The sequence below is a fragment of the Kamptonema formosum PCC 6407 genome (assembly GCF_000332155.1).
Classification (GTDB): Bacteria; Cyanobacteriota; Cyanobacteriia; order Cyanobacteriales; family Microcoleaceae; genus Kamptonema; species Kamptonema formosum.
In genome coordinates this window covers 1,740,741-1,764,759 of record NZ_KB235903.1, presented here as the reverse complement: position 1 = coordinate 1,764,759, position 24,019 = coordinate 1,740,741, and the positions used below count along the sequence as shown (strand labels likewise).

Below are 24,019 nucleotides of genomic sequence, written 5' to 3'. Positions count from 1 at the left end.
AAGTGAGCGATAATAAAAGTTTAGATCCGTCAGGACTTACGCACCCAACCAAAGAAACCGGGTTTTTTGACGAAAATACTTCGTTGTTACCCACAGATTCTCTCAAAAACCCGGTTTCTGGGACGACCTGCGTAAGTCCTAATGGCTAATTGCTAATGGCTAATGGCTAATTGCTAATTGCTAATTACCCATCTCCCCCATCCTCCCTATCTCCCCCATCCTCCCCATCCTCCCCATCTCCCCCTCTCTACAACTGAGGATTTATTTTGGCCCCATCATGCTACTACCAGCTAAAGTGGCATAGCCAAAAGTAGCGTTGAATTTATTACACCAGATTGCCACTGATTTGTAGTCTGCCAGCTTAACATTATCGGGAATTTGATAGCGCTGAGCGCCGCTAAACTGTCGCAATTTACCAAGACTTACATAATTTTCCTTTTTCAAGCCTGCCTGGGGTGGCATAGTAGAACGATACAAGATTACTTCTAAATCAGGGCCTTGGTCGCTAGTCTTAAATGCTCGATCTAATACTACATAGCGTTTCCCATTTTCGCTAATAATGGTGACTTTTCCCTCGGTGGGTTTCTCCCCCGCCATAAAAGTTCCAGAAGCGATCGCAGTTTGTGGCCCCATCATCTGAGCTTGAGTTGGTGACTGATTCACAGCCGCAAGGGAACCAACAGTCAAGATTGAAGCGATACCAACAGCCACTAAATTTTTATAATTCATTGATTTGAATCTCTCAAAATTGTTTTATTCATAGCACAAAAAACTTTATTTGTCAATAGCCCGATCGTCGCATAAAAAGCAAGGGGTATCAGGTATCTGACACTTGATACCTTTGTTGCGATCGCCCTCACCTAATTGTTTCAAAAAAATGTTAAATAATGTTAATAGGGTGTGGCAAAAATGGGTTTTAAGTTTCCAGGGAAGAAATGACAGGAAGTAAAACTAACTGTCGCTGACATATCAGGATTTGCATCTATGACAACTTCAGGATTTAGCCGCCAAGGTTTAAAGCATCGCATTTTTTTGCGAATCTTTCGTTTACCACTAGCAACTCTAGTAGCTATCGCCGTTACTGCCTTTACTGCTGCCGTTGCAGCCGCTTGGCTTGCAGACATTGGAACAATCAGCAACATTTTTGCACATATCAATGTTTGGCAGCAAAACCCTCCTGTGTGGTTACAAGTGCCAACTGTCACACCTAAGTATCTGCTCATACCAACTGTAACATTAGTGCTGATTGCTTTGGCTACTATCCGTATTTCTCCAGAACCAAAGATGTGGTCGCGGGTGGTAGTAGTAGCAATTATGCTGGCCTTAACTATTCGCTACGTTTTGTGGAGATCGCTTTCCACCTTAAATTTAGCAGATCCCTTGAACGGCATCTTTAGTCTAGGGCTATTTTTCCTAGAAATGTTGATGGTAGCCAGCAGTAGCATCCAGCTATATTTAATGCTGAGAATGACAGATCGCCGCCAGGAAGCTAACCTCATGGCTCAGGCTGTTGAAAGTGGAAATTTCAGCCCTTGGGTAGATGTGTTAATCCCAACTTATAACGAACCCGCGTTTATTTTGCGACGTACAATCATGGGCTGTCAAGCTTTAGATTATACCCACAAAAAAGTTTACCTGCTAGACGACACTAGGCGACCTGAGATTAAAGCCTTGGCGAAAGAATTGGGATGCGAGTACATCACAAGACCAAATAACCTGTATGCAAAGGCAGGGAATCTAAATTATGCCATTGCCAAAACTAAGGGCGATCTAATTACAATTTTCGATGCCGATTTCATTCCGACAACCAACTTTTTAATCAGAACAGTGGGATTCTTTCAAGATAAAAAAGTTGCGTTAGTTCAGACTCCTCAAAGCTTTTACAATCCCGATCCAATTGCGAGAAATTTAGGCTTAGAAAATGTTCTTACTCCAGATGAAGAGGTATTTTATCGGCAAATTGAGTTAATTAAAGACGGTGCAGGAAGCGTTGTCTGTTCCGGCACATCTTTTGTTGTCAGACGTAGCGCCTTAGAAAAAGCAGGTGGTTTCGTAACAGATTCGATCAGCGAAGATTACTTTACTGGAATTCGCTTATCTGCCAAAGGCTATCGCTTGATTTATTTAGATGAAAAGTTAAGTGCTGGTTTAGCGGCTGAAAATATAGCAGCTCATCTCACTCAAAGATTGCGCTGGGCTCGTGGTAGTCTGCAAGCATTTTTCATTAACTCTAATCCTTTAACTATTAGGGGTCTTAACTTTGTACAAAGGCTAGCTCACCTGGAAGGATTGTTGAATTGGTTTACCAGTCTAACACGGGTTGTATTTCTAATGATGCCATTAGTTTATTCATTTTTTGGTGTCATTCCTTTTCGAGCAAACGGGGCAGAATTGATCTACTTTTTACTGCCTTACTCTCTAGTACAAATTACGGCTTCCTCTTGGCTAAATCGCCGTTCGCGTTCTGCCTTACTGTCAGATGTTTACTCTTTTGTACTGTGTTTTCCCCTAGCGCTAACAGTGATTCAAGTGATGCTAAATCCTTTCGATCGAGGCTTTAAAGTAACACCAAAAGGAATATCGAGCAAGCGCTTTAATTTCAACTGGAATTTAGCATGGCCATTTCTAATTCTATTTGTAGCTACATCAGTGAGTTTATGGCGGAATTTAAACATTTGTTTGAATAGCAGCCAAGGCGATGCTCTTTTAAAAGGTATCAGTTTGGGCTGGATTTGGAGCGTTTACAATTTAATCATGATTAGCGTGGCGTTGTTAATCTTAGTCGATGTTCCTAAGCCAGATATTTATGATTGGTTCAAATTGCAGCGAGTGGTGCGGCTAAAGATTGGCAACCAGAGTTTTTGGGGTATAACTACCTTGATTTCTGAAGTCGGTGCTGAAGTAGCTTTGACGCAGCAGTTAGAGGAAGCTGTTAACATCAAAGGTGGAAAAGTTGCTCAATATCTCACAGATTCTTCTTCAGTAGAGTTAGAATTTGTCGAGAACAAGTTAGAGTTACAAGGACAGATTATTCGCAGTGGTATGAGTGGCGATTTTCCTACTTTACGGGTAGCTTTTGAGCAGGTTAGCGTACCTCAACACCGCCGTCTGGTAGAAATGCTATTTTGCCGTCCTGGTCAGTGGAAATGCCATCAAACGCCCGGAGAATTACACTCACTTTTGCTGTTGTTTAAGATTTTACTGAGGCCGCGAGCTGTGTTCGATCGAAATAGGGAAACGAGTGCGATCGCTATTTCTCAAGTCTAATTAGTAGTCGTAATGCCGCTCTCTGGGCAGTAAAATAACCGCCCAGAGAGCAGCGTTACAAAGAAAAGTTATCTGATTGTAGGGGAACTGCTAATTCCATTTCCTCGCAGCGCTGCAATAGGGTTTCGATTTCCTGGGCTAAAAAAATCACTTCCGGCCAAGAGGAACCACCGACCAAATCTTGAGCGTGAGCTAACTTATTTCTCAAAGTTTCCGCTGCTTTCAAAAAACGTTCTCCGTAGCGTTTAGATTTCAGCCCCAAACGCTCAATAACCTGTGTCGATGTAAGAATTAAATCTCGCTTGTCACAAAACTGGAGATAATCAAGTAAATCAATAGCTTCATTTCTAGCTCGTCCTTGTTCCCAGAGATTCTTTGCAGCTATTACCCGTTCTCTTTTGAGGAATTGCTGCCAGGAATCATCGGGATAATAAATGCGGATTAGCCGTAGCAGATTCATTTCCAAAAGTGTCACTAATCCAAACAGTAGCATTCGCACAGGGGCTTTCTGCAAATCACCGCAAGTGACAATGCCACTAATTCTGTTACTTTCCAAGACAAATAACCTGGGTTTATCCCGCAATAGAGGCAACAGTTCCATCAGTGGAGTAGAAGCGGCGATTAATTCTGATGGGTGAAAAATTTGCTGGAAGTCGCCGCACTTACCTTGGCCAAGAAGCGATCGCATAATATAGCCAGAAACCACGCCTCCATCTTCAATACCAAGGACATCATAATCGTGAGCTTCCATCCAAGGTAGTAAAATCGCTGCATCTGCATCGGCGGGAACAGATTTAAGGGTTTCGGCAAGATATTTAACAGTAATGCTGTCCTTGAAAAGTTCCCGCAGATCCGCAGAACTCGATTTTAGGTGTTTCATCTATAGCTAGGGGCTAGGGTAAGAAGGGGCTAGGGGCTAGGGGCTAGGGGCTAGGGGAAGAAGGGGCTAGGGACTAGGGGCTAGGGGCTAGGGGAAGAAGGGGCTAGGGACTAGGGGCTAGGGGCTAGGGTAAGAGAGAAGAGGGAAAAGCTTGACGAAGTAAGGGATTATGAACCAGATGTAAGAGTTGGAGTTGCCCTAACCGCCAAGACCATTAGGACATTCTAAATCGATCGAAACCTTCGGCTGAGCGATCGCATGGAAGCCCTTACTATTATTCCCATCTCCCCCATCTTCCCCCTCTTCCCCCATCTCCCCCCATCTCCCCCCATCTCCCCCCTCTCCCCTAGCCCCTAGCCCCTAGCCCCTAGCCCCTTCTTCACCCACTTGAACAAAACGACCAAATCCGCAAAGATTTTTAACATCGCGCCAACCAGTCCGGGGATCGCATAACCTATTAGCGGTCAAAATTACAGCCAAGAGCCATCAGGCCTCAAATAATCTAGGGAAGCAATTAAATATGCTAGACACAGCGATCGAATCAATTCGGGCAAGAGAAATTCTCGACTCGCGGGGCCGCCCCACTATCGAAGCCGAAGTGTATTTAATCAACGGTGCAGTCGGACTTGCCCAAGTTCCCAGCGGGGCATCTACAGGTAGCTTTGAAGCTCACGAACTGCGGGACGGGGATAAAAAACGCTACAGCGGCAAAGGCGTTCTCAAGGCCGTTCAGAATGTCGAAGAGAAAATAGCGCCTGCTTTGGAGAATGTGGACGCTCTCGATCAATCTTTGGTAGACCGTACCATGATTGACTTAGATGGCTCGCCCAATAAATCAAACCTGGGCGCTAATGCCATCCTCGCAGTCTCTCTGGCAACAGCAAAAGCAGCGGCGGATACTTTGGCACTCCCTCTCTACCGCTATCTGGGTGGCCCCCTAGCAAATTTGCTGCCTGTCCCCCTGATGAATGTTATCAACGGCGGCTCTCACGCTAATAACAATGTGGACATTCAGGAATTTATGATTGTCCCTGTGGGTGCGCCATCTTTCAAGGAAGCTTTGCGCTGGGGTGCAGAGGTATTTGAATCTCTGAGCAAAGTCTTAAAAGATCGGGGATTGCTGACTGGTGTAGGCGATGAGGGGGGTTTTGCTCCTAATCTGGAATCTAATCAAGCAGCTTTGGATTTGTTAATCGCGGCAATTGAAAAAGCTGGCTATAAACCAGGGGAAGAAGTTGCTTTAGCTTTGGATGTAGCTGCTAGCGAGTTTTACAAAGATGGGAAATACACCTATGACGGTAGTGCTCATTCACCAGCGGAGTTGATTGATTATTTGGAGAGCTTGGTTGGGCAATATCCGATTGTTTCCATTGAAGATGCTTTACACGAGGATGACTGGGATAGTTGGGTATTACTGACGCAAAAGTTGGGGGCAAAAACTCAATTGGTGGGTGATGATTTGTTTGTTACCAATCGCACTCGCTTGCAAAAGGGTATCGATTTGAAAGCTAGTAATTCGATTTTGATTAAGCTTAATCAAATCGGTTCTTTAACTGAGACTCTGGAAACTATTGATTTGGCAACTCGCAATAGTTATCGGTCGATTATTAGCCATCGTTCCGGTGAAACTGAGGATACGACTATTGCTGATTTAGCAGTAGCAACTCGTGCGGGTCAAATTAAGACTGGTTCTCTTTGTCGCAGCGAACGGGTGGCTAAATATAATCGCCTGTTGCGGATCGAGGGAGAGTTGGGTGATAGTGCTGTTTATGCTGGTACTATTGGTTTTGGGCCGAAGGTTGTCTAATTGTTAACTGTTAACTGTTAACTGTTAACTGTTAAGTCCTGTATTTGTAGGATGGGTGGAGCATTTCGCTTCACCCATCTTATACAGCAACCGCTTTCGTCGCTTAGGGCAACTCGAACTCTTACCTCTGGTTCATAATCCATTAGGTAGTAAGTTTTTCCCTCTTTCCTAGCTATAACAATTTTCTGTCATTGCGAGCAACGCGAAGCAATCGCTAGGCATTGAGATTGCTTCGCGTTGCTCGCAATGACATCATATTAAAAGCGATGCTAAGTAGGTGGACATAAATAAATGTTGATAGCTTGTAGCTTGTAGGGTGGGCGCTCGCCGAAACCATATTAGCTATCAGTTACAAGATTGAGGCGGCGAGCGCCCACCTTACATTTATTTATGTCACCTAGTTACTGGACTTAATATCAATAGGAATAAGCAAAAAACTGTTTCTTTAAAAACAGTGGATTGACCTAACAACTAACAACTAACAACTAACAACTAATAACTAACAACTAACAACTACTATGGATAAAAACCTAACTGCGGCAGTCCTAAAGTTTCTTCCCATCCCATCATTAAGTTCATGCACTGTACGCCTTGGCCTGCTTGACCTTTGATTAAGTTATCAATTGCTGACATAACGATTACTCTGTCGGTGCGGGTATCTACTTCTACGCCGATGTAGCAGAGATTGGTTCCGCAGGCCCATTTTGTTTGAGGATAAACGCCGCTGGGTAGGATTTTTACCCAAGGAGAATTACGATAGAAGGCGTTAAAAATTGTGAGTAAGTCTTCTCGTACTAATCCAGGATCGCGGAGGGTGGCATAGACGGTAGTGAGAATTCCTCGCACCATTGGTATCAGGTGCGGAGTGAATTGCACTTTAATGTCGTGTCCGGCTAAATCGCTGCAAATTTGTTCGATTTCTGGGGTGTGGCGGTGACGACCAACGGCGTAGGCGGCTAGGGAGTTGTCTGCTTCGGCTAGCAGAAGGTTGATTTCGGCTTTGCGACCGCCACCGGATGTGCCTGATTTGGCATCGACGATCGCGGTTTCGGGGATGATGATGCCTTGTTTGAGTAGGGGTGCGAGGGCTAAAAGGCTGGCGGTGACGTAGCAGCCGGCGCAGCCTACGAGTTGGGCGGTTTTGATGCGATCGCGATAAAGTTCGGGTAAACCGTAGACAGCGGTTGAGGCGATCGCTGCGTCTTGGCGATCGCCTCCGTACCAAGCTTTATATGTTTCTAAGTTGGTAAACCGATAATCTGCTGACAGATCCAAAACTTTGCACCCCTTTTCTAGCAATTTGGGTGCCATCTGGTACGCTAAACCGTTAGGGAGTGAGAGAAATACTACTTGACATTTGGATGCTATTTTGTCCAAGTCTATTCCTTCTACTGTCAAGTCAATCCAGTTGCTCAAGTGCGGATATAAACTAGAAAAAGGTTTACCTGCACTACTTTCGCCGCCTAGATAAACTACTTCGGCTTGTGGGTGATCTGCTAGAAGGCGTACAAGTTGCACACCGCCGTAGCCTGATGCCCCAACTATTCCTACTGGTACTCGCTCTAAATCTCCCATTGTCTTACCCCCAGGCTGTTTGAGTCAAAAATGTTTGTACTTTGGCTGCATTGTACAAGATTGCTGCAATTCTATGCTGTTTAGGATAGGAGTTCCGCACCCAACCTCATAAACTGGGTTTTTTTACGAAAATACGGTTCTTCCGTGTTACTCTAACCAATAAAATAATCGTCGATTCTGTCTCCAAGCTATCCTCTACTATCACACCAGGCAAATTCAGTAATTGTGTCATTAATCTTTTCATTACTTTACTTAAATACTCGTGCATTTCTAATGTTTTAGCATACTAAGTACGGAAGACCCCTATTTTTCAAAATTAGAAGCCTTGAATTTTTCTAAAATCCTTAAAGTCTTAAGAGAAGAAATATACAGCACTTTGCGTGACCAAGAGGTACACTAACAGCAATGAGCAAAGTAACTTTTTACTCTACTATTGTACCTAATCGTCAAGCACAGTGCTGTATTGATTTTTTGTTAGTATTGACAAGGGAAAAATTGCGGTTATAATTTAGCCTAAAGACAACTAAATGACGTAAACTCAAATCAGTAAAAATACTTAATGAGGAATATTTATAATGTTTCGCAGTCGAGTCCATGCTATTTTTTTACTCACTGGAGTAATTGGTGTCTTGGTAATCTGGGGGATACCAGCGCGATCGCAGTTTGAAGAACCTGAAGTTAACCCCATGGCTGAAACTGAGGTGCAGACTGAGAAGGTTGAGCTTGCACCAGAAGGAGATCCCAAAGCAGCAGTTACGGCTAAAGAGCCAGATGTTCCGGTTGATGAATTACAATTGCTAGTCAAACCGCTTTCCCTGGAAGAACTCCTAAACGAAGCCGCAGCTTGGCAACTGTTGCTCAAAGGCAAAGTTGAAGAAATTAGCAATGCTGAAGTTGCCGTCAAACGTCAGAATCGATCCATCAATAAACAGCAAGAAGTCGCAGGTTCCCTAGACGAGGCGAAGAAAGCACTAGAAGAAAGCGACAAAGCCCTAAAGAGCGCTGTCCCCGGATCGCCACAATACCAAGAAGCCGCGAAAAAGGCAGAAGAAGCTAAAGAAAAACTCAAAAAAGCCCAGGAAGGTCTTAAAGAAGCAACTGATGCTAAAAAAGAACTCAAGCAGGATGATACCCTGAACGAAGCTTTGAAAAAAGCTGAGAAAACAGGTGAACAGGAGCAGGCACAAAAAACTCTCGAAGAAGCGAATAAAGAGCGAGAGAAGATAGATGCTAGCTCGCCTGCATACAACGCTCTCACTCAAAAAATTGACGCTCTAGACAAGGCGATCAAAGCTGTGGAAGAGGCAGAAAAAAACCAAAAAGGTTTTGCTCCTGACTCGCCAGAATACAAGCAAGGCACGCAAAAAATAGAAGAGGCTAACACACAACTCAAAAAAGCGCGGGAAGCGATTACTGGAAATACTAGCAGTAGTAGTGGTAGCACAGGCGCAGCCGAGAAATCTGCGGAGAAACTCGATGAAGCCGCAGCAACCATTGAAAATACTAATATCAAGGCGAACGGTGAAACACTAACGGCCAGTTCCCCTGGGCCTGGTAACGGTCAAGGAAACGTTGAGAAAAAAGGGCAGCAGCTTGAAAAAACGGCAGACAACTTGGAAGAAAATGCTAAAAATGAAGCAGAATTGAAGAACAAACTGGTTGTAAACGCTACTAATCTTCAATCAGCACGAACTGCAATTGTAGACCGATTCAACGTGATTTTAGAAGAATTGGATCGCAAAGGTGGTGACAGCAAGTATTACCGCAAATACATTGACGCGATCGCTAAAGCTGAAATTGATGTCAGTGATACTCAAGGTTTAGGAGTGCGGCTTATCAGTTGGCTCAAATCAGATGAAGGTGGTTTGCGCTGGGCAGGTAATTTAGGTAAATTTGTTGGTATCGTCCTGGCTTCTGCAATCGTGTTTCAAATACTAGGCGTGATAGTTAGCAAGCTGCTTAAATTGTCCAATACCTCCAAATTGATGCGCCAATTTATCGTCATTATCATCAAGCGAGGAGGAATTTTTGTTGGCGTGCTTCTAGCTTTGACAGCACTAGAGGTTAGTCTTGCGCCTGTTTTGGCTGTACTTGGGGGCGCAAGTTTTATCTTTGCCTTCGCCTTGCAAAGCAACCTCGGTAACTTTGCCAGTGGGTTAATGCTAATGGTTTACAAACCCTTTGATGTCGGTGATGAAGTTGAATTAGCTGGGGTGTTTGGTACTGTTGACTCCATCAGTCTAGCGAGTACAAGGCTAAAAACTCTAACTGCCGATCTGGTGACTATCCCTAACAATACAGTTTGGGAAGATAAGATTATCAATTACAGCCACGATCGATATCGCAGGATTCAAATCACAATCCGCAGCGACTACAACAACAACATTTCTGAAGTACGGAAGACTCTGGTAGAAGTTGCGAAATCTCATCCCTCGGTACTAGAAAATCCAGAGCCTCCTGTAACTGGGGAAATTGAATTTGAAGAATACTATGTTCAAATCAATTTATGGGTGTGGACGAAAACCGCTGAATTCTGGAAAACTAAATCTGAGCTATTTTCAATGATTCAGGAAAGGTTTGAGAAAGAAAAATTCTCAATCGCTACGCCTCCATAATGATGTGGGACTGATATCTGAATTGAAGGGAGTAAATCCGCTCGGGTGATGACATAAACTAGAAGAGTTATTTTTCCTGCTAGGCGATCGCTCTCGGTTCATGACCAGACTCTATATTTATGACCTTTAATCCGGCGATCGTTTAAGCCATCAAGCTCAATGGCTTGAATGTTAGTATTGGGAGTTAATTAAGCGCGATCGCACCTTTTCATAGGCAAACCAAAAGGAAATCAAAGAAATTAGCAATGATAGATGCTAAAAATGTTCTCGGTTCCCAACTAGAGATTTGCTGCACTTCTCCGCTGACGGGTTTTTACCGCGATGGGCTTTGTCGCACGGGGGGTCAGGATTTTGGGTCGCACGTTGTCTGTGCTCAAGTAACAGTAGAATTTCTGGAGTTTACCAAATCGCGGGGCAATAATCTGAGCACTCCCGTGCCGGCCTTTCAATTTCCGGGTCTTAAACCAGGCGATCGCTGGTGTTTGTGTGTTTCCCGTTGGAGAGAAGCAATGGAAGCTGGTGTTGCTCCCCCGGTTATCCTCTCTGCGACTCATGCTAGAGCTTTGGAGAGTGTTGCTCTCAAGGATTTGGAAAAACACGCCATCAACGAGGAAATCTCAGAGAACTAGCGATCGCCAACTCTTAATCTGGGTTAGGTGTTAAAAATAGGCTGGGTGTGAATTCTTAATAGGAATAGCGAAATGTTAATTTTGACAGAAAAATTACCTGCAAATCCTGATGCGGCTGTTAGTTTTACTTTACCTCTGACAGCTATTGAGCGCACGCGATCGCGCCATCGGTTTGAAATTGATTCCGGGGAAGAGTTGCACCTGCGTTTGCCTAGAGGGACTGTGCTGCGCGATCGCGATCTCCTACAATCTGAAGATGATAGCTGTTTAGTTAGGGTCAGCGCGAAACCGGAACCTGTGATGACTGCGATCGCATCGGATCGGCTATTATTAATGCGAGCGGCTTATCATTTAGGTAATCGTCACATCCCTGTAGAAATTGATCCTCATTATTTACGGCTATCTCCCGATTCAGTTTTGCAGGGAATGCTAGAAAAAATGGGTTTGGAAGTAAAAGCAGAAATTGCACCATTTCAACCAGAAATGGGAGCTTATGGCCATAGCCATTAAATCAGTTTGGTAAGAGAAGGAAGAAGGAAGAAGGAAGAAGGAAGAATAAGAAGGAAAAATCAAAAAGAGGTGGTGCTTGAATTATCAATTTTCTATTCTTAGATTGTTACAATTAGCTACTGTTCCCGTCGGGGCTTATAGTTATTCAGAGGGAATTGAAACTCTGGTTGATTTTGGTAAAATTAATCATGAGAACAGCTTACAAAAATGGTTAGAACATTCGTTGCAATACGGAGCGATACGTTTAGAAGCAGCAGTGATGGTACGCGCTTACAGAGCAACTATTGTAGGGGATTTAGAAGCATTGAGCTATTGGAATGCTTGGGCAACTGCGGCTAAGGAAACAGAAGAATTGCGCTTACAAAGTTGGCAAATGGGGCGATCTCTGGTACGTTTATTACAGGATATCCATTTACCTTTACAGGCAAAGGTACTCCCATCTGTGCAAGAATTAACTGAGGTTTGTGGAAATAATTGCAATTTTGCGATCGCATTTGGTATTGCAGCAGTAAAATTGGAAATAGAAGAAGGAGCGGCTGTACTTGGGTATTTGTACAGTTGGGCGGCAAATTTAGTAAATGCAGGAGTAAAACTCATTCCCCTTGGTCAAACTGTTGGTCAACAATTGCTATTAAACTTGGATTCCCAGATTAATTTTGTCGCCCAAGAAGTTTTAAAATTAGAAGATGATAACCTTAATAGCTGTAGTTGGGGATTGGCATTGGCAAGTATGGCTCACGAAAATCAGTACACTCGTTTGTTTCGTAGTTAAATTAGCAATGACGGAAAAGGGAAGAAGGCATGAGGAGAGTAAGCAAACTAACTAATAACTACAACCAAAAACCAACAACCAACAACCAACAACTAACAACTAACAACTAAAAAAATGAATGCTTTTCGTGTAGGAATTGCTGGCCCAGTTGGCTCTGGAAAAACTGCTTTAGTAGACGCTTTATGTAAAGCTATGCGCCAACATTATAAAATTGCCGTTGTTACTAATGATATTTATACCCAGGAAGATGCACAATTTTTAGTGCGAAGTCAGGCATTAGAAAGCGATCGCATTTTAGGCGTAGAAACTGGCGGTTGTCCTCATACAGCTATTCGAGAAGATGCCTCGATTAACTTAGTTGCGATTGAACAATTAGAACTTAAGTTTAATGACTTAAATTTGGTATTTGTAGAAAGTGGCGGCGATAATTTAGCTGCAACTTTTAGCCCTGAATTAGTGGATTTAACGATTTATGTAATCGATGTTGCTGCTGGGGATAAGATTCCGCGCAAGGGTGGCCCGGGAATTACTAAGTCTGATTTATTGGTGATTAATAAAACGGATTTAGCTCCCTATGTAGGCGCAGATTTGGGAGTGATGGAAAGGGATACTAAAAAAATGCGAGGGGATAAACCTTTTGTGTTTACTAATTTAAAGACGAAAGAAGGGTTAGAGGCGGTAGAAAAATTTATCCAGTTGAATGTTACCTAGAACATTAGTAAGTAGAAGGAAGAAGGAAGAAGGAAGAAGGAAGAAGGAAGAAGGAAGAAGGAAGAAGGAAAATGCAGTAAACTATCCCCTTCTTCCCCTAGCCCCTAGCCCCTAGCCCCTAGCCCCTTAATTTTAGTGAGAGAGCGCTAATTCTAATTTAGGTGGTGATGGATCGGTGGGTAATACCTTAACCTCCCCATTATCATCTACATCTACGATCGCGCTGTCTCCTTCTTTGAGTCGGCCGGAAAGCATTTCCTCAGCAAGTACGTCTTCCAACAATCGCATGATGGCGCGACGGAGAGGCCTTGCACCGTAACTGGGATTGTAGCCTTCTTTTACTAGATGATCCTTGAACCTTTCTGTCACTTGCAAGGTCATACCTTGTTCGGTTAAGCGGCTGAAAAGTTGGCGCAGCATGATGTCTGCAATTTGCTTGACTTCTTCCTTATTCAACTGACGGAAGACGATAATTTCATCGAGCCGGTTGAGAAATTCGGGGCGGAAGTGTTGCTTGAGTTCTTCATTTACTAGGGAGCGAATGCGGGTGTATTGAGCATCTGCTTGGTTTTCTGCGAACTCGAAACCGATACCGCCGCCGCCTTTTTCTATGACTTTAGAACCGATGTTTGAGGTCATAATCAGCAGGGTATTCTTGAAGTCTACGGTGCGACCTTTGGCATCCGTTAAGCGCCCATCTTCTAATATTTGTAAGAGGATATTGAAGACATCGGGGTGAGCTTTTTCGATTTCGTCGAATAAGACTACTGTGTAAGGTTTGCGGCGAACTGCTTCTGTTAGTTGACCGCCTTCGTCGTAGCCCACAAAACCGGGAGGAGAACCGATCAGTTTAGAAACAGTGTGCCGTTCCATAAATTCAGACATATCGAGTCGAATCATGGCTTCTTCGGAACCGAAGAAGTAGGCGGCTAAGGCTTTAGTAAGTTCGGTTTTGCCAACACCAGTGGGGCCGGAGAAGATGAAGCTGGCGATCGGTCGATTGGGGTTTTTCAAGCCGACGCGGGCGCGACGAATGGCGCGAGAAACGGCGCTAACGGCTTCTTCTTGACCGATGAGGCGCTGATGGAGGGTGTCTTCCATGTGCATCAGCAATTCAGATTCGGATTCTGTGAGTTTGCTGACGGGTACGCCTGTCCAAGATGCGACGATGTGGGCGATATCTTCTTCGGTGACGATCGGCAGAGTTGTGACTTCTGGTTTTATGCTGGAGGCGGCTTTGATTTGGCCTTGGAGTTCGAGTTCGCGATCGCGCAATTTTCCAGCTAGTTCAAAGTCTTGATCGCGGACGGCGGTTTCTTTGTCTTTGGTCACTTGTGGCAGTTGTCGCTTGAGTTCTTTGACTTCTGGCGATTGCTGTGAGTTCATGACGCGAACGCGGGAACCTGCTTCGTCGATGAGGTCAATGGCTTTGTCTGGTAGGAAGCGATCGTTGATGTAGCGATCGCTCAGGGTAGCCGCTGCTTCCAAAGCTGCGTCGGAAATTGTCAGTTTGTGGTGTTTCTCGTAGGCTGACCGCAAGCCGTGCAGAATTTCTAGGGTTTCTTCAACGCTGGGTTCCCCTATTTTCACAGGCTGGAAGCGGCGTTCTAAGGCTGCGTCCCGTTCGATGTGTTTGCGATATTCATCGAGGGTGGTTGCGCCGACGCACTGCAATTGACCTCTAGCGAGGGCTGGTTTGAGGATGTTGGCGGCATCCATGCTCCCCTGTACGGCTCCGGCTCCGATTAAGGTGTGGATCTCGTCGATAAACAGGATGATGTTACCAGCGTTGAAGATTTCTTGCATGATGGTTTTGAGGCGTTCTTCAAATTCGCCCCGAAACTTGGTACCTGCAATCATGGCTCCCATGTCTAGGCTGATGACTTGTTTGCCTTCTAGGATTTCGTGAACGCTGTTGTTGGCGATGCGTTGGGCGATACCTTCAGCGATCGCAGTTTTGCCGACTCCGGGTTCGCCTACTAATACGGGATTGTTTTTCGTGCGGCGACCCAGAATTTGGATCACTCGTTCGATTTCTTTCTCCCGTCCCACTACGGGGTCGAGTTTGCCTTCGGTTGCTAGTTTGGTCAGGTTAGTGCCGAACTCTTCTAAGGTTGGGGTTTTGGTATTGCGATCGCGACCACCACCCACCGCTACAGTTTCTCCTGCTGCCCGAATTACTTGGGTGCGGACTTGAGCGCGTTCGATACCCAGTTGTTCTAGAACTTTCGCCGCCACGCCTTCATCGTCTGCGATCAGTCCCAGCAAGATGTGCTCGGTGCCGATATAGTTGTGTCCCAGTTTACGAGCTTCGTTCAGGGATGACTCGAAAATGCGCTTGACGCGAGGTGTAAACGGAATTTCCGATGGGACAAAGCCGGAACCTCTGCCAATGATTTTTTGAATTTCTATCCGCACGTCTTTAATGTTGAGGCCCATTTCCGTGAGGACTTTGGCGGCGATACCAGTACCTTCGCCGATTAGTCCCAGGAGGATTTGCTCAGTACCTACGAAGTTATGACCGAGGCGGCGAGCTTCTTCCTGAGCGAGCATGATCACCTTAACGGCTTGTTCTGTAAAGCTTTCAAACATAGATGTTTCCTATCCTACTGTTTTAGTTAGGGCTGATTTGCCCCTCACGGTTGGCCGGGGCGAGTGCCACAAAAAATAAATAATATTAATTTTTGTGTACTTGCTTTTATTTTAATGTATCGCTGTTAAATGGTAAAGCCAGTGAGGATAGCCGAATAGTTGACGTAGCGATCGCCCTCTTTTGGTTGAGGTCAACTACTTAAAATAAGTAGTAGCATCATCCCTCTCAGTTGAAGATGGAATTGCATTATATCATAAAATCTAACTATTCAACAAAAATATTGAAATCCTCCTGTTAAAACTGCCTTGCAAGGAACTGTCCAAATACCTGTACAAATCCAATCGCTACTTGAATTACAGGCCAACCTACTAAACAAATCAACGCTGCCCAGCGAGTTCTAATATCTAAACCTTGGCGGACTGCCACAATTACAGTTAGCAAACTCCATACAGATAATACTAACTCAATTGCTCGTCCTAATAGCGGAATCAGCGTCAAAAAATTCAGCACTTGCGGCGCATAGGCAAATCCAATCGGAATCAGCAATTCCCTATAGCTAACGTGATTCGGTTTTAGCCACTGAGCTATTTTTGAGATCGTGAAAGTCCAAAAGTAGTAACCAGCGACAACAGCGAAGCCATCAATTAAAAGTGAGATCGCCAGTATTGGCAGAGTTGCCCGATTAATTAATAAGATCGCAGCGCTGCCTAAAACGTGAGACAGGGCTGCTAAAATTACAATCGTTAAAGCGATCCGCTTAGTTCTAGGAGTATCGGCAGCATCTTCGTAAAAATTGACATTTAAACATAAGGCATTCCTAAGAGTTGTGCCTAAACCTTGTGTTGAATCTTTGCCTTTCACGTTAAATTCTTAATGATCGAAGTAGTTGACAACTTTGATACAATACGCCTTAAGACAGCAAATTACAAGCAGATTTGATTAAATGCTGAAGTTAACTGGGTGGATACTAATTTGGCTGCGCGGAGGCAGTTTGAAGCTCTTAGTCATAGCAACTACAATCCTGATAGTATGGGGCATTACTGCTCCAGTGGGAACTCTAGTCTGGTGGCTGGGTCAAAGTGCTGAAACTCTAGGTCTTAAACAGAAAAATCGACTGGAAAGTGGGCGATCTAACTCTGGTAATATAGAAACACCTGCCAACAAGCGTATTCCTAACTCTGGGGTATTAAATTGTTATATTATCTTTCTGCCCGGAGTAGGCGATTTTTCGGCAGACGAATTAACTCCGGGAGAAGAGTTCTTTCTTAAAACTTTAGTTGACGTGCATCCAGAATGCGTTGCTGTTGGCGATATTTTCCCTTACTCAGCAGCCAATAAAAGTTTAGGAGGGCAGCGTTTGTTCGCTCCTGTTTGGCGGTTTGTTGAGCGGGCAAAGGGAAAGATTATTAGTGGAGATTTACTAATTAAAATTCGCAATCTTTGGAGATTTGCAATTTCTCTAGATTATCGCTACGGACAGGTTTATAATCAGGGCATTGCCACAGCAATTATCGAGCGGATGGAGGCTAAACACCCGATCTTAATTTCCCCAAATCAACCTATTAAAATTATTCTAATTGGTACTAGCGGTGGAGCACAAGTGGCGTTAGGTGCAACTCCTTATCTTAAGGAATGGCTTAATGCTAAGATTAGTGTTGTTTCTGTGGGTGGGGTTTTTTCCGGGAAGGTAGGTTTTAATGCTGTCAATCGCGTCTATCATTTACACGGGAATAGAGATATAATTGATGATATTGGCGGGGTTGTTTTCCCGTCGCGATGGCAATGGCTAGTTAACTCTGGATTCAATCAAGCTCGGCAACAAGGGCGTTATGCAGAAATAATTAGTGGGCCTCATAAGCACGATGGCAACCAAGGATATTTTGGGGAAGATCGGGCAGAAAATGGTTTGACTTATGTAGATTTAATCCTGAAAAAAGTTAACAAATTACCAATTTGGTCGGATCGGAAGTCTCCGTAAGATGTGGTTGATTACTCAGGATTTAGATTCGCGATCGCCTATTTTTTACCTATTTTCTAGGATACAACGAGGCAAGAAAACACGCCCTAGCCCCTAACCGCCGAAAGCGGTTGCTTTATCGATCGCCAACAACTCGGTTGCGCCCTTGATTTTTGGCTTGATAAAGCGCCTTGTCAGCTCGTTGAAGTACCAGATCGATCTTTTGATCCTCCAATTGATAGGTAGAGACTCCAATACTAACTGTAATTTTCACCTGTTTTTCTTGAATCGGAAACTCTGTCTTTTCCAGGGTAGCGCGGATACGTTCAGCCACGTCTACGGCAGAATCCAGATTAGTTTCTGGTAGAATTACTACAAATTCTTCTCCCCCAAACCGTCCCCAAAAATCTACTTTTCTTAAAGAATTTTTGACAATCTTTGTCATCCCAATCAGCACTTCATCTCCTACAGAGTGCCCGTAAATATCGTTAATTTGTTTGAAGCGATCTAGATCCAGCATTAATACAGAAAACAAATGATTGTATCGGCAAGCTCGCTCGATCTCTGCCTCACATAAAGTTAACAAATAACGACGGTTCCACACTCCAGTTAATGGATCTGTATTAGCTAAATTTTGTAACTCTTTAGTTAATTGTGCTTGCTCCTGTAACGACTTTTTCAATTGCTCTCGCATATATTTTAACTCTAAGTGCGTTCGCACCCGGACGAGTAGCTCTGCTGTACTAAAGGGTTTGGTAATGTAATCAACTGCTCCTTTTTCAAAGGCTTGGATTAAATGCTCTTGCTCGTGGCTAGCAGTGAGAAAAATGATCGGTATTTCTGCTACATCAGGATTAGCTTTCAGTTGTTCGCAAACTTCCAAGCCATTCATGTGTGGCATCATAAAATCTAATAATATTAGGTCGGGATTGGCAGTTTGAACGCGCTCTAAAGCTTGCTTTCCGCTAGTAGCAAAAGTGGTTTCATAACCTCTTTTTTCTAGAATTAAAGCAATTAATTGCAGATTCTCAGTAACATCATCGACGACTAAAATCAAGCAGTTTTCTGGTTTGAATGATGTCATAATAATTGAAGTCTCACTTCGGGGAATTTTTCTATGGTCTTAGGCAATAGCTCCCAGTTAAAGGTTTCTAGCTGACTTTCTAAGGTCGTCGTATAGTCGAGGAGTGCTTGACATTGGTATTCGTGCGCCCACTCTCTCAAACGTTCCCTAAAGATTTGGATATCTCGCCGTTTCATTGTTTTACACAATTCTAACCAAGTGCTTTCTTCTTCTTGGCGGAGTTTTTCAACTAATTCTGGAAGCTTTGCCAAGGCTTTGGAATTTGCTTGAATTCGCTCGTTTTGGGTAGGATTTATGGGCGCTTCATCAATGGTAAAATAATTAGTTTCCTGGGGTAAAATTTGCTTTAACGCTGAGACAAGTTGGGAACGGCTAACGGGTTTGCGTAAGAATCCTTGGGAGAGAGGACGCACAGTAATTTCGTCCTCTAGTCGCAAAACGGCAGTTACGATCAAAATGGGAATATTTTGAGTTCTTTTGTTTTGTTTCAGCAATTGTATCGCTTGTAGTCCGTCCATGTTCGGCATCCACAAGTCCATTAGAATCGCATCGGGGCAATTTCTTTGCGCGATTTCGATCGCTTCTTGTCCATCTTGTGCAAACAACAGGCGGTGTTTGCTACCTGCAAAATATCCCGCAATCAAATCGAGGTTATATTGAACATCATCCACCACTAGCACAGTTGCAGTTCCCAATTGATTCAAATCTTCATCTAATTTTGAAGGCACAACCGATCGCGTTTCTATTGCTGTAATCGTCAGATTGGGGAAGATAAAAGTAAAGGCACTCCCTTTGCCCAATTCGCTTTCGAGCCTGACTGTACCACCGAGCATTTCTGTAAGACGTTTAGTAATCGCTAAACCTAAACCTGTACCCCCATATTTACGAGTGCTTTGTCCTTCACTTTGTTTAAAGGCTTCAAAAATACTGTGTTGTTGCTCTAAGCAAATGCCAATCCCGGTATCTGCGATGGTAATTTCTATCTGTACTCGATTCGAGCTAGGGGATAGATCTAATTGTGCGCGTACAGATATTTTGACAAATCCTGCCTCTGTAAACTTCAGGGCGTTACCAACTGTGTTGAACAGAATTTGGCGCAGGCGTATGGGGTCAAATAGAATGGCTGTGGGTACGTTTTCATCGATTTCTACTAGGAGAGACAAACTTTTTTTAAGGGCTTTCGGGTCTAAAATTTCTTGAATTTCCCGAACTAGCGATCGCACATCAACTGGTTCGTATTGGAGTTGTAGCTTACCTGCTTCGATTTTGGAAAGATCGAGTATATCATTAATCAGGGCAAGTAACGTTCTGCCACTGGCAGCAATTGAGTTAAGATAGGCACGAGGTTGGGGGTCAGAGATCGATCCTTGTAACAAGTCACTAAAACCTAGAATAGCATTCATGGGGGTGCGAATTTCGTGGCTCATATTGGCAAGAAATTCACTTTTAGCACGGTTGGCCGCAACGGCCGCTTCTTTAGCAGCAGCGAGTTCTACTTCAGTTTGCTTGCGATCGCTAATGTCTTCGGCAATGCCAGTCATCCGTATGATGTTGCCGGCTTCGTCTCTAATCGGAAATCCGCGATCGCGAATCCAGCGGATGGAATTGTCGGGTCGCACAATCCGATATTCTCGATCGTAAATTCCTGTTTTTTGCTGTTCAATATACGCAGCTTCGACTTGTGGGCGATCGTCTGGGTGAATAGTCGCTAACCAATTTAATGGGTTTGAATAGAGGGTTTCACAACTACGTTGCCAAATAATTTCATAAGCAGGGCTCACATAAAGAAGTTGTTGCGTTTGGTTGTCTGTCATCCAGAACACATCCTGAATATTCTCTGCAAACTGACGAAACTTTTCTTCACTCTCGCGCAAAGCTGCTTCTGCTTGTGTGCGATCGGTGATATCTTGATGGACTGCGACCATAACATCGCCATATTCAGGATGCTTAAATACAGAACAAGTTGCACTACACCAAAATGGAGTACCATCTTTCTTGACATTATGAACTTGATATGCAAATTCCCCATTTTGTAAAACAGCAGTGCGAATGGCTTGATTTACCTCTTCGGGCTCTATCTGTTCATTGCCATAGTTCACGATCGCAACGTGCTGACCGTTCATTTCCCCAGCATCATAACCAAACATCTGCTCAAATTTAGGATTTGCATAGATAATTAATCCATTATCGGCTCTTACTAGACAAATGCCTTCCGCCATGCTGCGGGTAATCACAGCCTGAAGTTCTAACGTTTGTTCTGCAAGTTTGCGATCGCTGACATCGAAAATTACCCCCAGCATTTTCAGCGGTTCACCCGCTTCGTTATAGATCCCGCGTCCTTTCCCCACCAGCCAGCGAACTGTACCATCGGGATAGACAACCCGGTATTCAGCTTCATAGTCAGTATGCTGGAATAGCGCATTTGATAACGCCTGTTCGATTCTGTCCAGATCCTCTGGATGAATTGCTTTGCGCCATAGCTGATAAGGATCGCTTGCTTGTTGTGGTTCTACTCCTAGCAAACGAAAATGGTTGTCATTCCAGTTCACTTCATTGGTATGCACGTTCCAGTCCCAAGTGCCGATATGAGTAAAATCCAACGTCAATCGCAGTTGTTCCTCACTTTTGGCTAAAGCAGCTTCGGCGCGTTTGCGATCGGTAATATCTTTAGCCACATAGCAAAATCGGGGATATCCACTGGGACTAAGTTCGATCGGGCAAACACTCACAGAAAGCCATCCTTGCTTTGTCGAAGTCTCATAGAAATGTTCAAATCGAACGGGAGCTTGAATTTGTTGAGATTGTTGGTAATAGGTAGTCCATTGCTCTATAGTGGTTGGTGGCGATCCCAGCGCACTAGCAAACTGATTTTGCATAGCTTCTGGGGTACTCTCAAAAAACTGAGCCGCCGCCCAATTATCGGAAATGTGCAAGATATCTCCGTTATGGAGTTCAACAATACCCATCGGCATTGCACCACTGTTGAAGAAACTCCGCAGCGTTGATTCGCTCTGCTGTAAAGAATTCTCTGCTTCTTTAAGTTTAGTAAGATCGCGCAGGCTAATCAGGACTCCTGAGATCTCTTGTTCTACTGCAAAATAAGGTGTAAAAGTAACGCTCAGAAATTTTTTTCCCCCTGGCAAATGCTCAAACAATTTTTCAAACTGAATAGTTTCTCCCGCTAAAGCTTGCTCTAGCGCAGGACTCAAATTTTCAAACACCTCTTGACCCACAATATCCTTCACTGAATGTCCGATAATTTCGTGAGAAGATTTGTTGTACCAAGACAGGTAAGCTGGATTAGCAATTTGATAAATATAATCGCGGTTAAGAAGTACAATGCCATCGAGGGTGGTAGATACGATTCGCTCATATTGTTGCAGAGATTTTTCTGCCCGTTTGCGATTGGTGATGTCCTCAATCATCGCTATATAGTAAATAGGCTGGCCATCTCGATCGCGAACGATAGAACCTGTTAGCGAAACCCAAATAGTTTCTTGGTTCTTTTTTAAATAACGTTTTTCAATTTTGTAAAACGGTACCTCTCCTTTAAACAATCGCTGTGCTAATTGTACATCTATTTCTAAATCATCGGGATGGGTAATATTGGAGAATGTCAGTGCAAGGAGTTCGGATTCTGTATACCCGATCATCTGGCACAGCATTGGATTAACTTTAATAAACCGATAATCCAAACCAACAATTGCCATGCCAATTGGCCCTTCTTCAAAAACTTTGCGAAAGCGTTCTTCTCGCTCTCTCAGTGATGTTTCAGCAATCTTGCGTTCTGAAATATCGCGCAGAATGGCAGTGTATATTTTTTCTCCATTCAATTCCAGCTTAGAAATAGAAGCTTCAGCCGGGAATACAGTACCATCTTTGCGGCGACCAAAAACTTCATTCCGCTCTTCCATCCTGCGGGTTTTCTCATCAGACTGAGGAACATTAGTAAATTTCTCGCTATAAACAGAGTCAAACCGAGAAGGTAATAACAAAGTCAACGATTTTCCCAATACCTCAGCAGCCGTATAGCCAAAAATCTTTTCTGCTCCTTTATTAAATAGAGTAATTGTTTGAAGATCGTCAACTGAAATAATCGCATCTTTAGCAATATCTAAAATTTTAGATAGCCGTAAACTAGAATAAATTAACGCTTTTTCTGCTTGCTTACTTTTAGTAATATCTGCGTTAATTTTCATGATTCCTTTCGGTTTACCTGCTAAATCCCGTTGCACTGTCCAACGGCTAGCGACAAATATTAATGTACCATCTCCTCTCTGTTGGATAAGTTCGCCTTCCCAACGCCCATATTCAAATAGTTCTTTCTTGATTTCTGTTAAGGGCTTAGGAAAGTTGGTTGACAGCAATTGTGCTAGAGTTTTTCCCAAAGCTTCGGTTTGAGAAAAGCCATACAATACGGCCGCACCGTGATTCCAAAAAGTAATGGCATCGTTCAAATCGACAGTCAGAATGGCATCGTGAGCTAAATCGATTAATTGTGCTTGGTCTTGAAGGATTTTCTCTCGTCTTTCCCGTTCCAAGAGTTCTAGTTGTAAGCGATAGTTTGCTACCTGCAATTCCTGGGTACGCTCTACAACTTTTATTTCTAGATCTTTCTTGGCTGCTTGCAAGGCATTCTCAGCCTGTTTGCGTTGAGTAATATTAGTAAGAATTACAACTGCTCCTCTAAAGTTATTGTCCTGGTCAGCTAGAGGGCGAGCATTTAAGACCAGATTTAAAACTTGTCCATCCCGGCGTTCAAATTCAACCTCAAGCCCCTTATAGGTTTCTCCATGCAGCACGGGTGTAATTGAAAAGGGAACTTTAACCGGGGAATTACGGGCAATATCTGCCGCTGATAAGATTTTTTCCTGGCTTATAACTAAGGAAAAATTGGATTGAAAAAAACTGAAAATTCCCAGTCTATCAAAGGGTTGAAATAGTAGATTTTCTCCCCAGAGTTGTTGGGCAATTGCACTAGCACGAATAATTTGTCCGGTATGGTCACAGACGAGAATTGCTTCTCCCGCCTGCTCTAGAATTAAACGCGCCAGTTTTTCCGAGGCAATAGTCTTTTCATGGCGCTTTTGTTCAGTTAAATCAGTAATTACAAGACAGTTGATCGGGGAGTCATCAAGGATCAGAGGATTGATGGATAGGTAGACAGGAATTTCAACGCCATCGCGGGCGAGCAGAAACATTTCTACAGGATGCCGATCGCCCATTTCTGCTTGTTGAACTCGTGCCTGAAATAGAGGGGTGTCATGGGGGGAAATTAAGAATTGAAAATATGAACCAATCAGCTTCTCTAACGGTTGTTTCAATAAATTGGAAAAACTTTTATTGCAGTACAAAATTAGCCCATCGGTCGAAAGGACTACAGCCCCTTGTTGCATCTCCTCAACTAACAGTCGGTAGGATAGGTCAGCACTCTGGAGGGTAAAAACTTTTCGACCCTGGGCGGTAGAAATAACTAACGCATCTACTTCCCCTTGCTGAATCGCTCGCACGATATCCTCGCTTGCGGTCAGCCGTTCGCGCAAAGATTGAATTTCAGCTAACAGTTCTGTTTTTGATTTATTAGTATCTTCCATTGTAAGTACCAGGGTTAAGAGAGTA

General features: G+C 43.8%; 15 protein-coding genes. 8 read left to right on the top strand and 7 right to left on the bottom strand.

Annotation, left to right across the window (positions count from 1 at the left end):
* Positions 1-261: 261 nt before the first annotated feature.
* On the bottom strand, positions 262-729 hold the full coding sequence (locus tag OSCIL6407_RS0112675; protein WP_007356493.1) for a DM13 domain-containing protein: 468 nt from the start codon (positions 727-729) through the stop codon (positions 262-264).
* Between the two features lie 255 nt (positions 730-984).
* On the opposite strand from OSCIL6407_RS0112675, the gene OSCIL6407_RS0112670 reads away from it, so the two are divergent.
* A complete protein-coding gene (locus OSCIL6407_RS0112670) occupies positions 985-3,267 on the top strand; it encodes a glycosyltransferase family 2 protein (RefSeq protein WP_007356492.1) in 2,283 nt (760 codons plus the stop codon).
* A gap of 55 nt (positions 3,268-3,322) precedes the next feature.
* On the opposite strand, the gene OSCIL6407_RS0112665 is transcribed toward OSCIL6407_RS0112670, so the two are convergent.
* On the bottom strand, positions 3,323-4,147 hold the full coding sequence (locus tag OSCIL6407_RS0112665) for a hypothetical protein (RefSeq protein ID WP_007356491.1): 825 nt from the start codon (positions 4,145-4,147) through the stop codon (positions 3,323-3,325).
* Positions 4,148-4,667: 520 nt separating this feature from the next.
* Here OSCIL6407_RS0112665 and eno point away from each other — a divergent pair.
* The gene (eno, locus tag OSCIL6407_RS0112655; protein ID WP_007352928.1) at positions 4,668-5,954 is read left to right on the top strand and encodes a phosphopyruvate hydratase; all 1,287 of its coding nucleotides are present in this window, start codon (positions 4,668-4,670) and stop codon (positions 5,952-5,954) included.
* A gap of 516 nt (positions 5,955-6,470) precedes the next feature.
* On the opposite strand, the gene argC is transcribed toward eno, so the two are convergent.
* Positions 6,471-7,529 (bottom strand): N-acetyl-gamma-glutamyl-phosphate reductase, encoded by a 1,059-nt coding sequence (argC, locus tag OSCIL6407_RS0112650; protein ID WP_007352930.1) that lies wholly within the window; start codon positions 7,527-7,529, stop codon positions 6,471-6,473.
* Between the two features lie 575 nt (positions 7,530-8,104).
* On the opposite strand from argC, the gene OSCIL6407_RS0112645 reads away from it, so the two are divergent.
* The 5 genes from OSCIL6407_RS0112645 to ureG all read left to right on the top strand — a co-directional run bounded on the left by OSCIL6407_RS0112645 (position 8,105) and on the right by ureG (position 12,766).
* Positions 8,105-10,144 carry a mechanosensitive ion channel family protein gene (locus OSCIL6407_RS0112645; protein ID WP_007352932.1) on the top strand — a complete coding sequence of 680 codons (2,040 nt, stop codon included), beginning with the start codon at positions 8,105-8,107 and terminating at the stop codon, positions 10,142-10,144.
* Positions 10,145-10,389: 245 nt separating this feature from the next.
* Entirely contained in the window at positions 10,390-10,773 is a 384-nt protein-coding gene (locus OSCIL6407_RS0112640) for a DUF2237 family protein (protein ID WP_007352933.1), read from the top strand.
* Between the two features lie 72 nt (positions 10,774-10,845).
* On the top strand, positions 10,846-11,283 hold the full coding sequence (ureE, locus tag OSCIL6407_RS0112635; RefSeq protein WP_007352934.1) for an urease accessory protein UreE: 438 nt from the start codon (positions 10,846-10,848) through the stop codon (positions 11,281-11,283).
* Between the two features lie 76 nt (positions 11,284-11,359).
* Complete coding sequence (locus OSCIL6407_RS0112630; RefSeq protein WP_007352935.1) at positions 11,360-12,055, top strand: urease accessory protein UreF; 696 nt, start codon at positions 11,360-11,362, stop codon at positions 12,053-12,055.
* Between the two features lie 114 nt (positions 12,056-12,169).
* Positions 12,170-12,766, top strand: coding sequence for an urease accessory protein UreG (gene ureG / locus OSCIL6407_RS0112625; protein WP_007352936.1), 597 nt, complete (start codon positions 12,170-12,172; stop codon positions 12,764-12,766).
* Between the two features lie 132 nt (positions 12,767-12,898).
* Here ureG and OSCIL6407_RS0112620 read toward each other — a convergent pair whose 3' ends face one another.
* Positions 12,899-15,358 (bottom strand): ATP-dependent Clp protease ATP-binding subunit, encoded by a 2,460-nt coding sequence (locus tag OSCIL6407_RS0112620; RefSeq protein WP_019487288.1) that lies wholly within the window; start codon positions 15,356-15,358, stop codon positions 12,899-12,901.
* Positions 15,359-15,653: 295 nt separating this feature from the next.
* A complete protein-coding gene (locus OSCIL6407_RS0112615) occupies positions 15,654-16,220 on the bottom strand; it encodes a YIP1 family protein (RefSeq protein WP_007353375.1) in 567 nt (188 codons plus the stop codon).
* An 82-nt stretch (positions 16,221-16,302) separates the two neighbouring features.
* On the opposite strand from OSCIL6407_RS0112615, the gene OSCIL6407_RS0112610 reads away from it, so the two are divergent.
* Complete coding sequence (locus tag OSCIL6407_RS0112610) at positions 16,303-17,337, top strand: hypothetical protein (RefSeq protein ID WP_007353374.1); 1,035 nt, start codon at positions 16,303-16,305, stop codon at positions 17,335-17,337.
* Between the two features lie 115 nt (positions 17,338-17,452).
* Here the strand turns inward: OSCIL6407_RS0112610 and OSCIL6407_RS0112605 are convergent, their stop codons facing one another.
* The gene (locus tag OSCIL6407_RS0112605) at positions 17,453-18,400 is read right to left on the bottom strand and encodes a diguanylate cyclase (RefSeq protein ID WP_007353373.1); all 948 of its coding nucleotides are present in this window, start codon (positions 18,398-18,400) and stop codon (positions 17,453-17,455) included.
* Complete coding sequence (locus OSCIL6407_RS0112600; RefSeq protein ID WP_007353372.1) at positions 18,397-23,994, bottom strand: PAS domain S-box protein; 5,598 nt, start codon at positions 23,992-23,994, stop codon at positions 18,397-18,399. Before OSCIL6407_RS0112600 ends, OSCIL6407_RS0112605 begins: the two co-directional genes overlap by 4 nt.
* Positions 23,995-24,019 lie beyond the last annotated feature (25 nt).

Excerpts from the sequence above, each read along its gene's own strand:
- OSCIL6407_RS0112675 (WP_007356493.1), bottom strand. The coding sequence starts at position 729 with ATGAATTATAAAAATTTAGTGGCTGTTGGTATCGCTTCAATCTTGACT.
- OSCIL6407_RS0112670 (WP_007356492.1), top strand. The coding sequence starts at position 985 with ATGACAACTTCAGGATTTAGCCGCCAAGGTTTAAAGCATCGCATTTTT.
- OSCIL6407_RS0112665 (WP_007356491.1), bottom strand. The coding sequence starts at position 4,147 with ATGAAACACCTAAAATCGAGTTCTGCGGATCTGCGGGAACTTTTCAAG.
- eno (WP_007352928.1), top strand. The coding sequence starts at position 4,668 with ATGCTAGACACAGCGATCGAATCAATTCGGGCAAGAGAAATTCTCGAC.
- argC (WP_007352930.1), bottom strand. The coding sequence starts at position 7,529 with ATGGGAGATTTAGAGCGAGTACCAGTAGGAATAGTTGGGGCATCAGGC.
- OSCIL6407_RS0112645 (WP_007352932.1), top strand. The coding sequence starts at position 8,105 with ATGTTTCGCAGTCGAGTCCATGCTATTTTTTTACTCACTGGAGTAATT.
- OSCIL6407_RS0112640 (WP_007352933.1), top strand. The coding sequence starts at position 10,390 with ATGATAGATGCTAAAAATGTTCTCGGTTCCCAACTAGAGATTTGCTGC.
- ureE (WP_007352934.1), top strand. The coding sequence starts at position 10,846 with ATGTTAATTTTGACAGAAAAATTACCTGCAAATCCTGATGCGGCTGTT.
- ureG (WP_007352936.1), top strand. The coding sequence starts at position 12,170 with ATGAATGCTTTTCGTGTAGGAATTGCTGGCCCAGTTGGCTCTGGAAAA.
- OSCIL6407_RS0112620 (WP_019487288.1), bottom strand. The coding sequence starts at position 15,358 with ATGTTTGAAAGCTTTACAGAACAAGCCGTTAAGGTGATCATGCTCGCT.
- OSCIL6407_RS0112610 (WP_007353374.1), top strand. The coding sequence starts at position 16,303 with ATGCTGAAGTTAACTGGGTGGATACTAATTTGGCTGCGCGGAGGCAGT.
- OSCIL6407_RS0112605 (WP_007353373.1), bottom strand. The coding sequence starts at position 18,400 with ATGACATCATTCAAACCAGAAAACTGCTTGATTTTAGTCGTCGATGAT.
- OSCIL6407_RS0112600 (WP_007353372.1), bottom strand. The coding sequence starts at position 23,994 with ATGGAAGATACTAATAAATCAAAAACAGAACTGTTAGCTGAAATTCAA.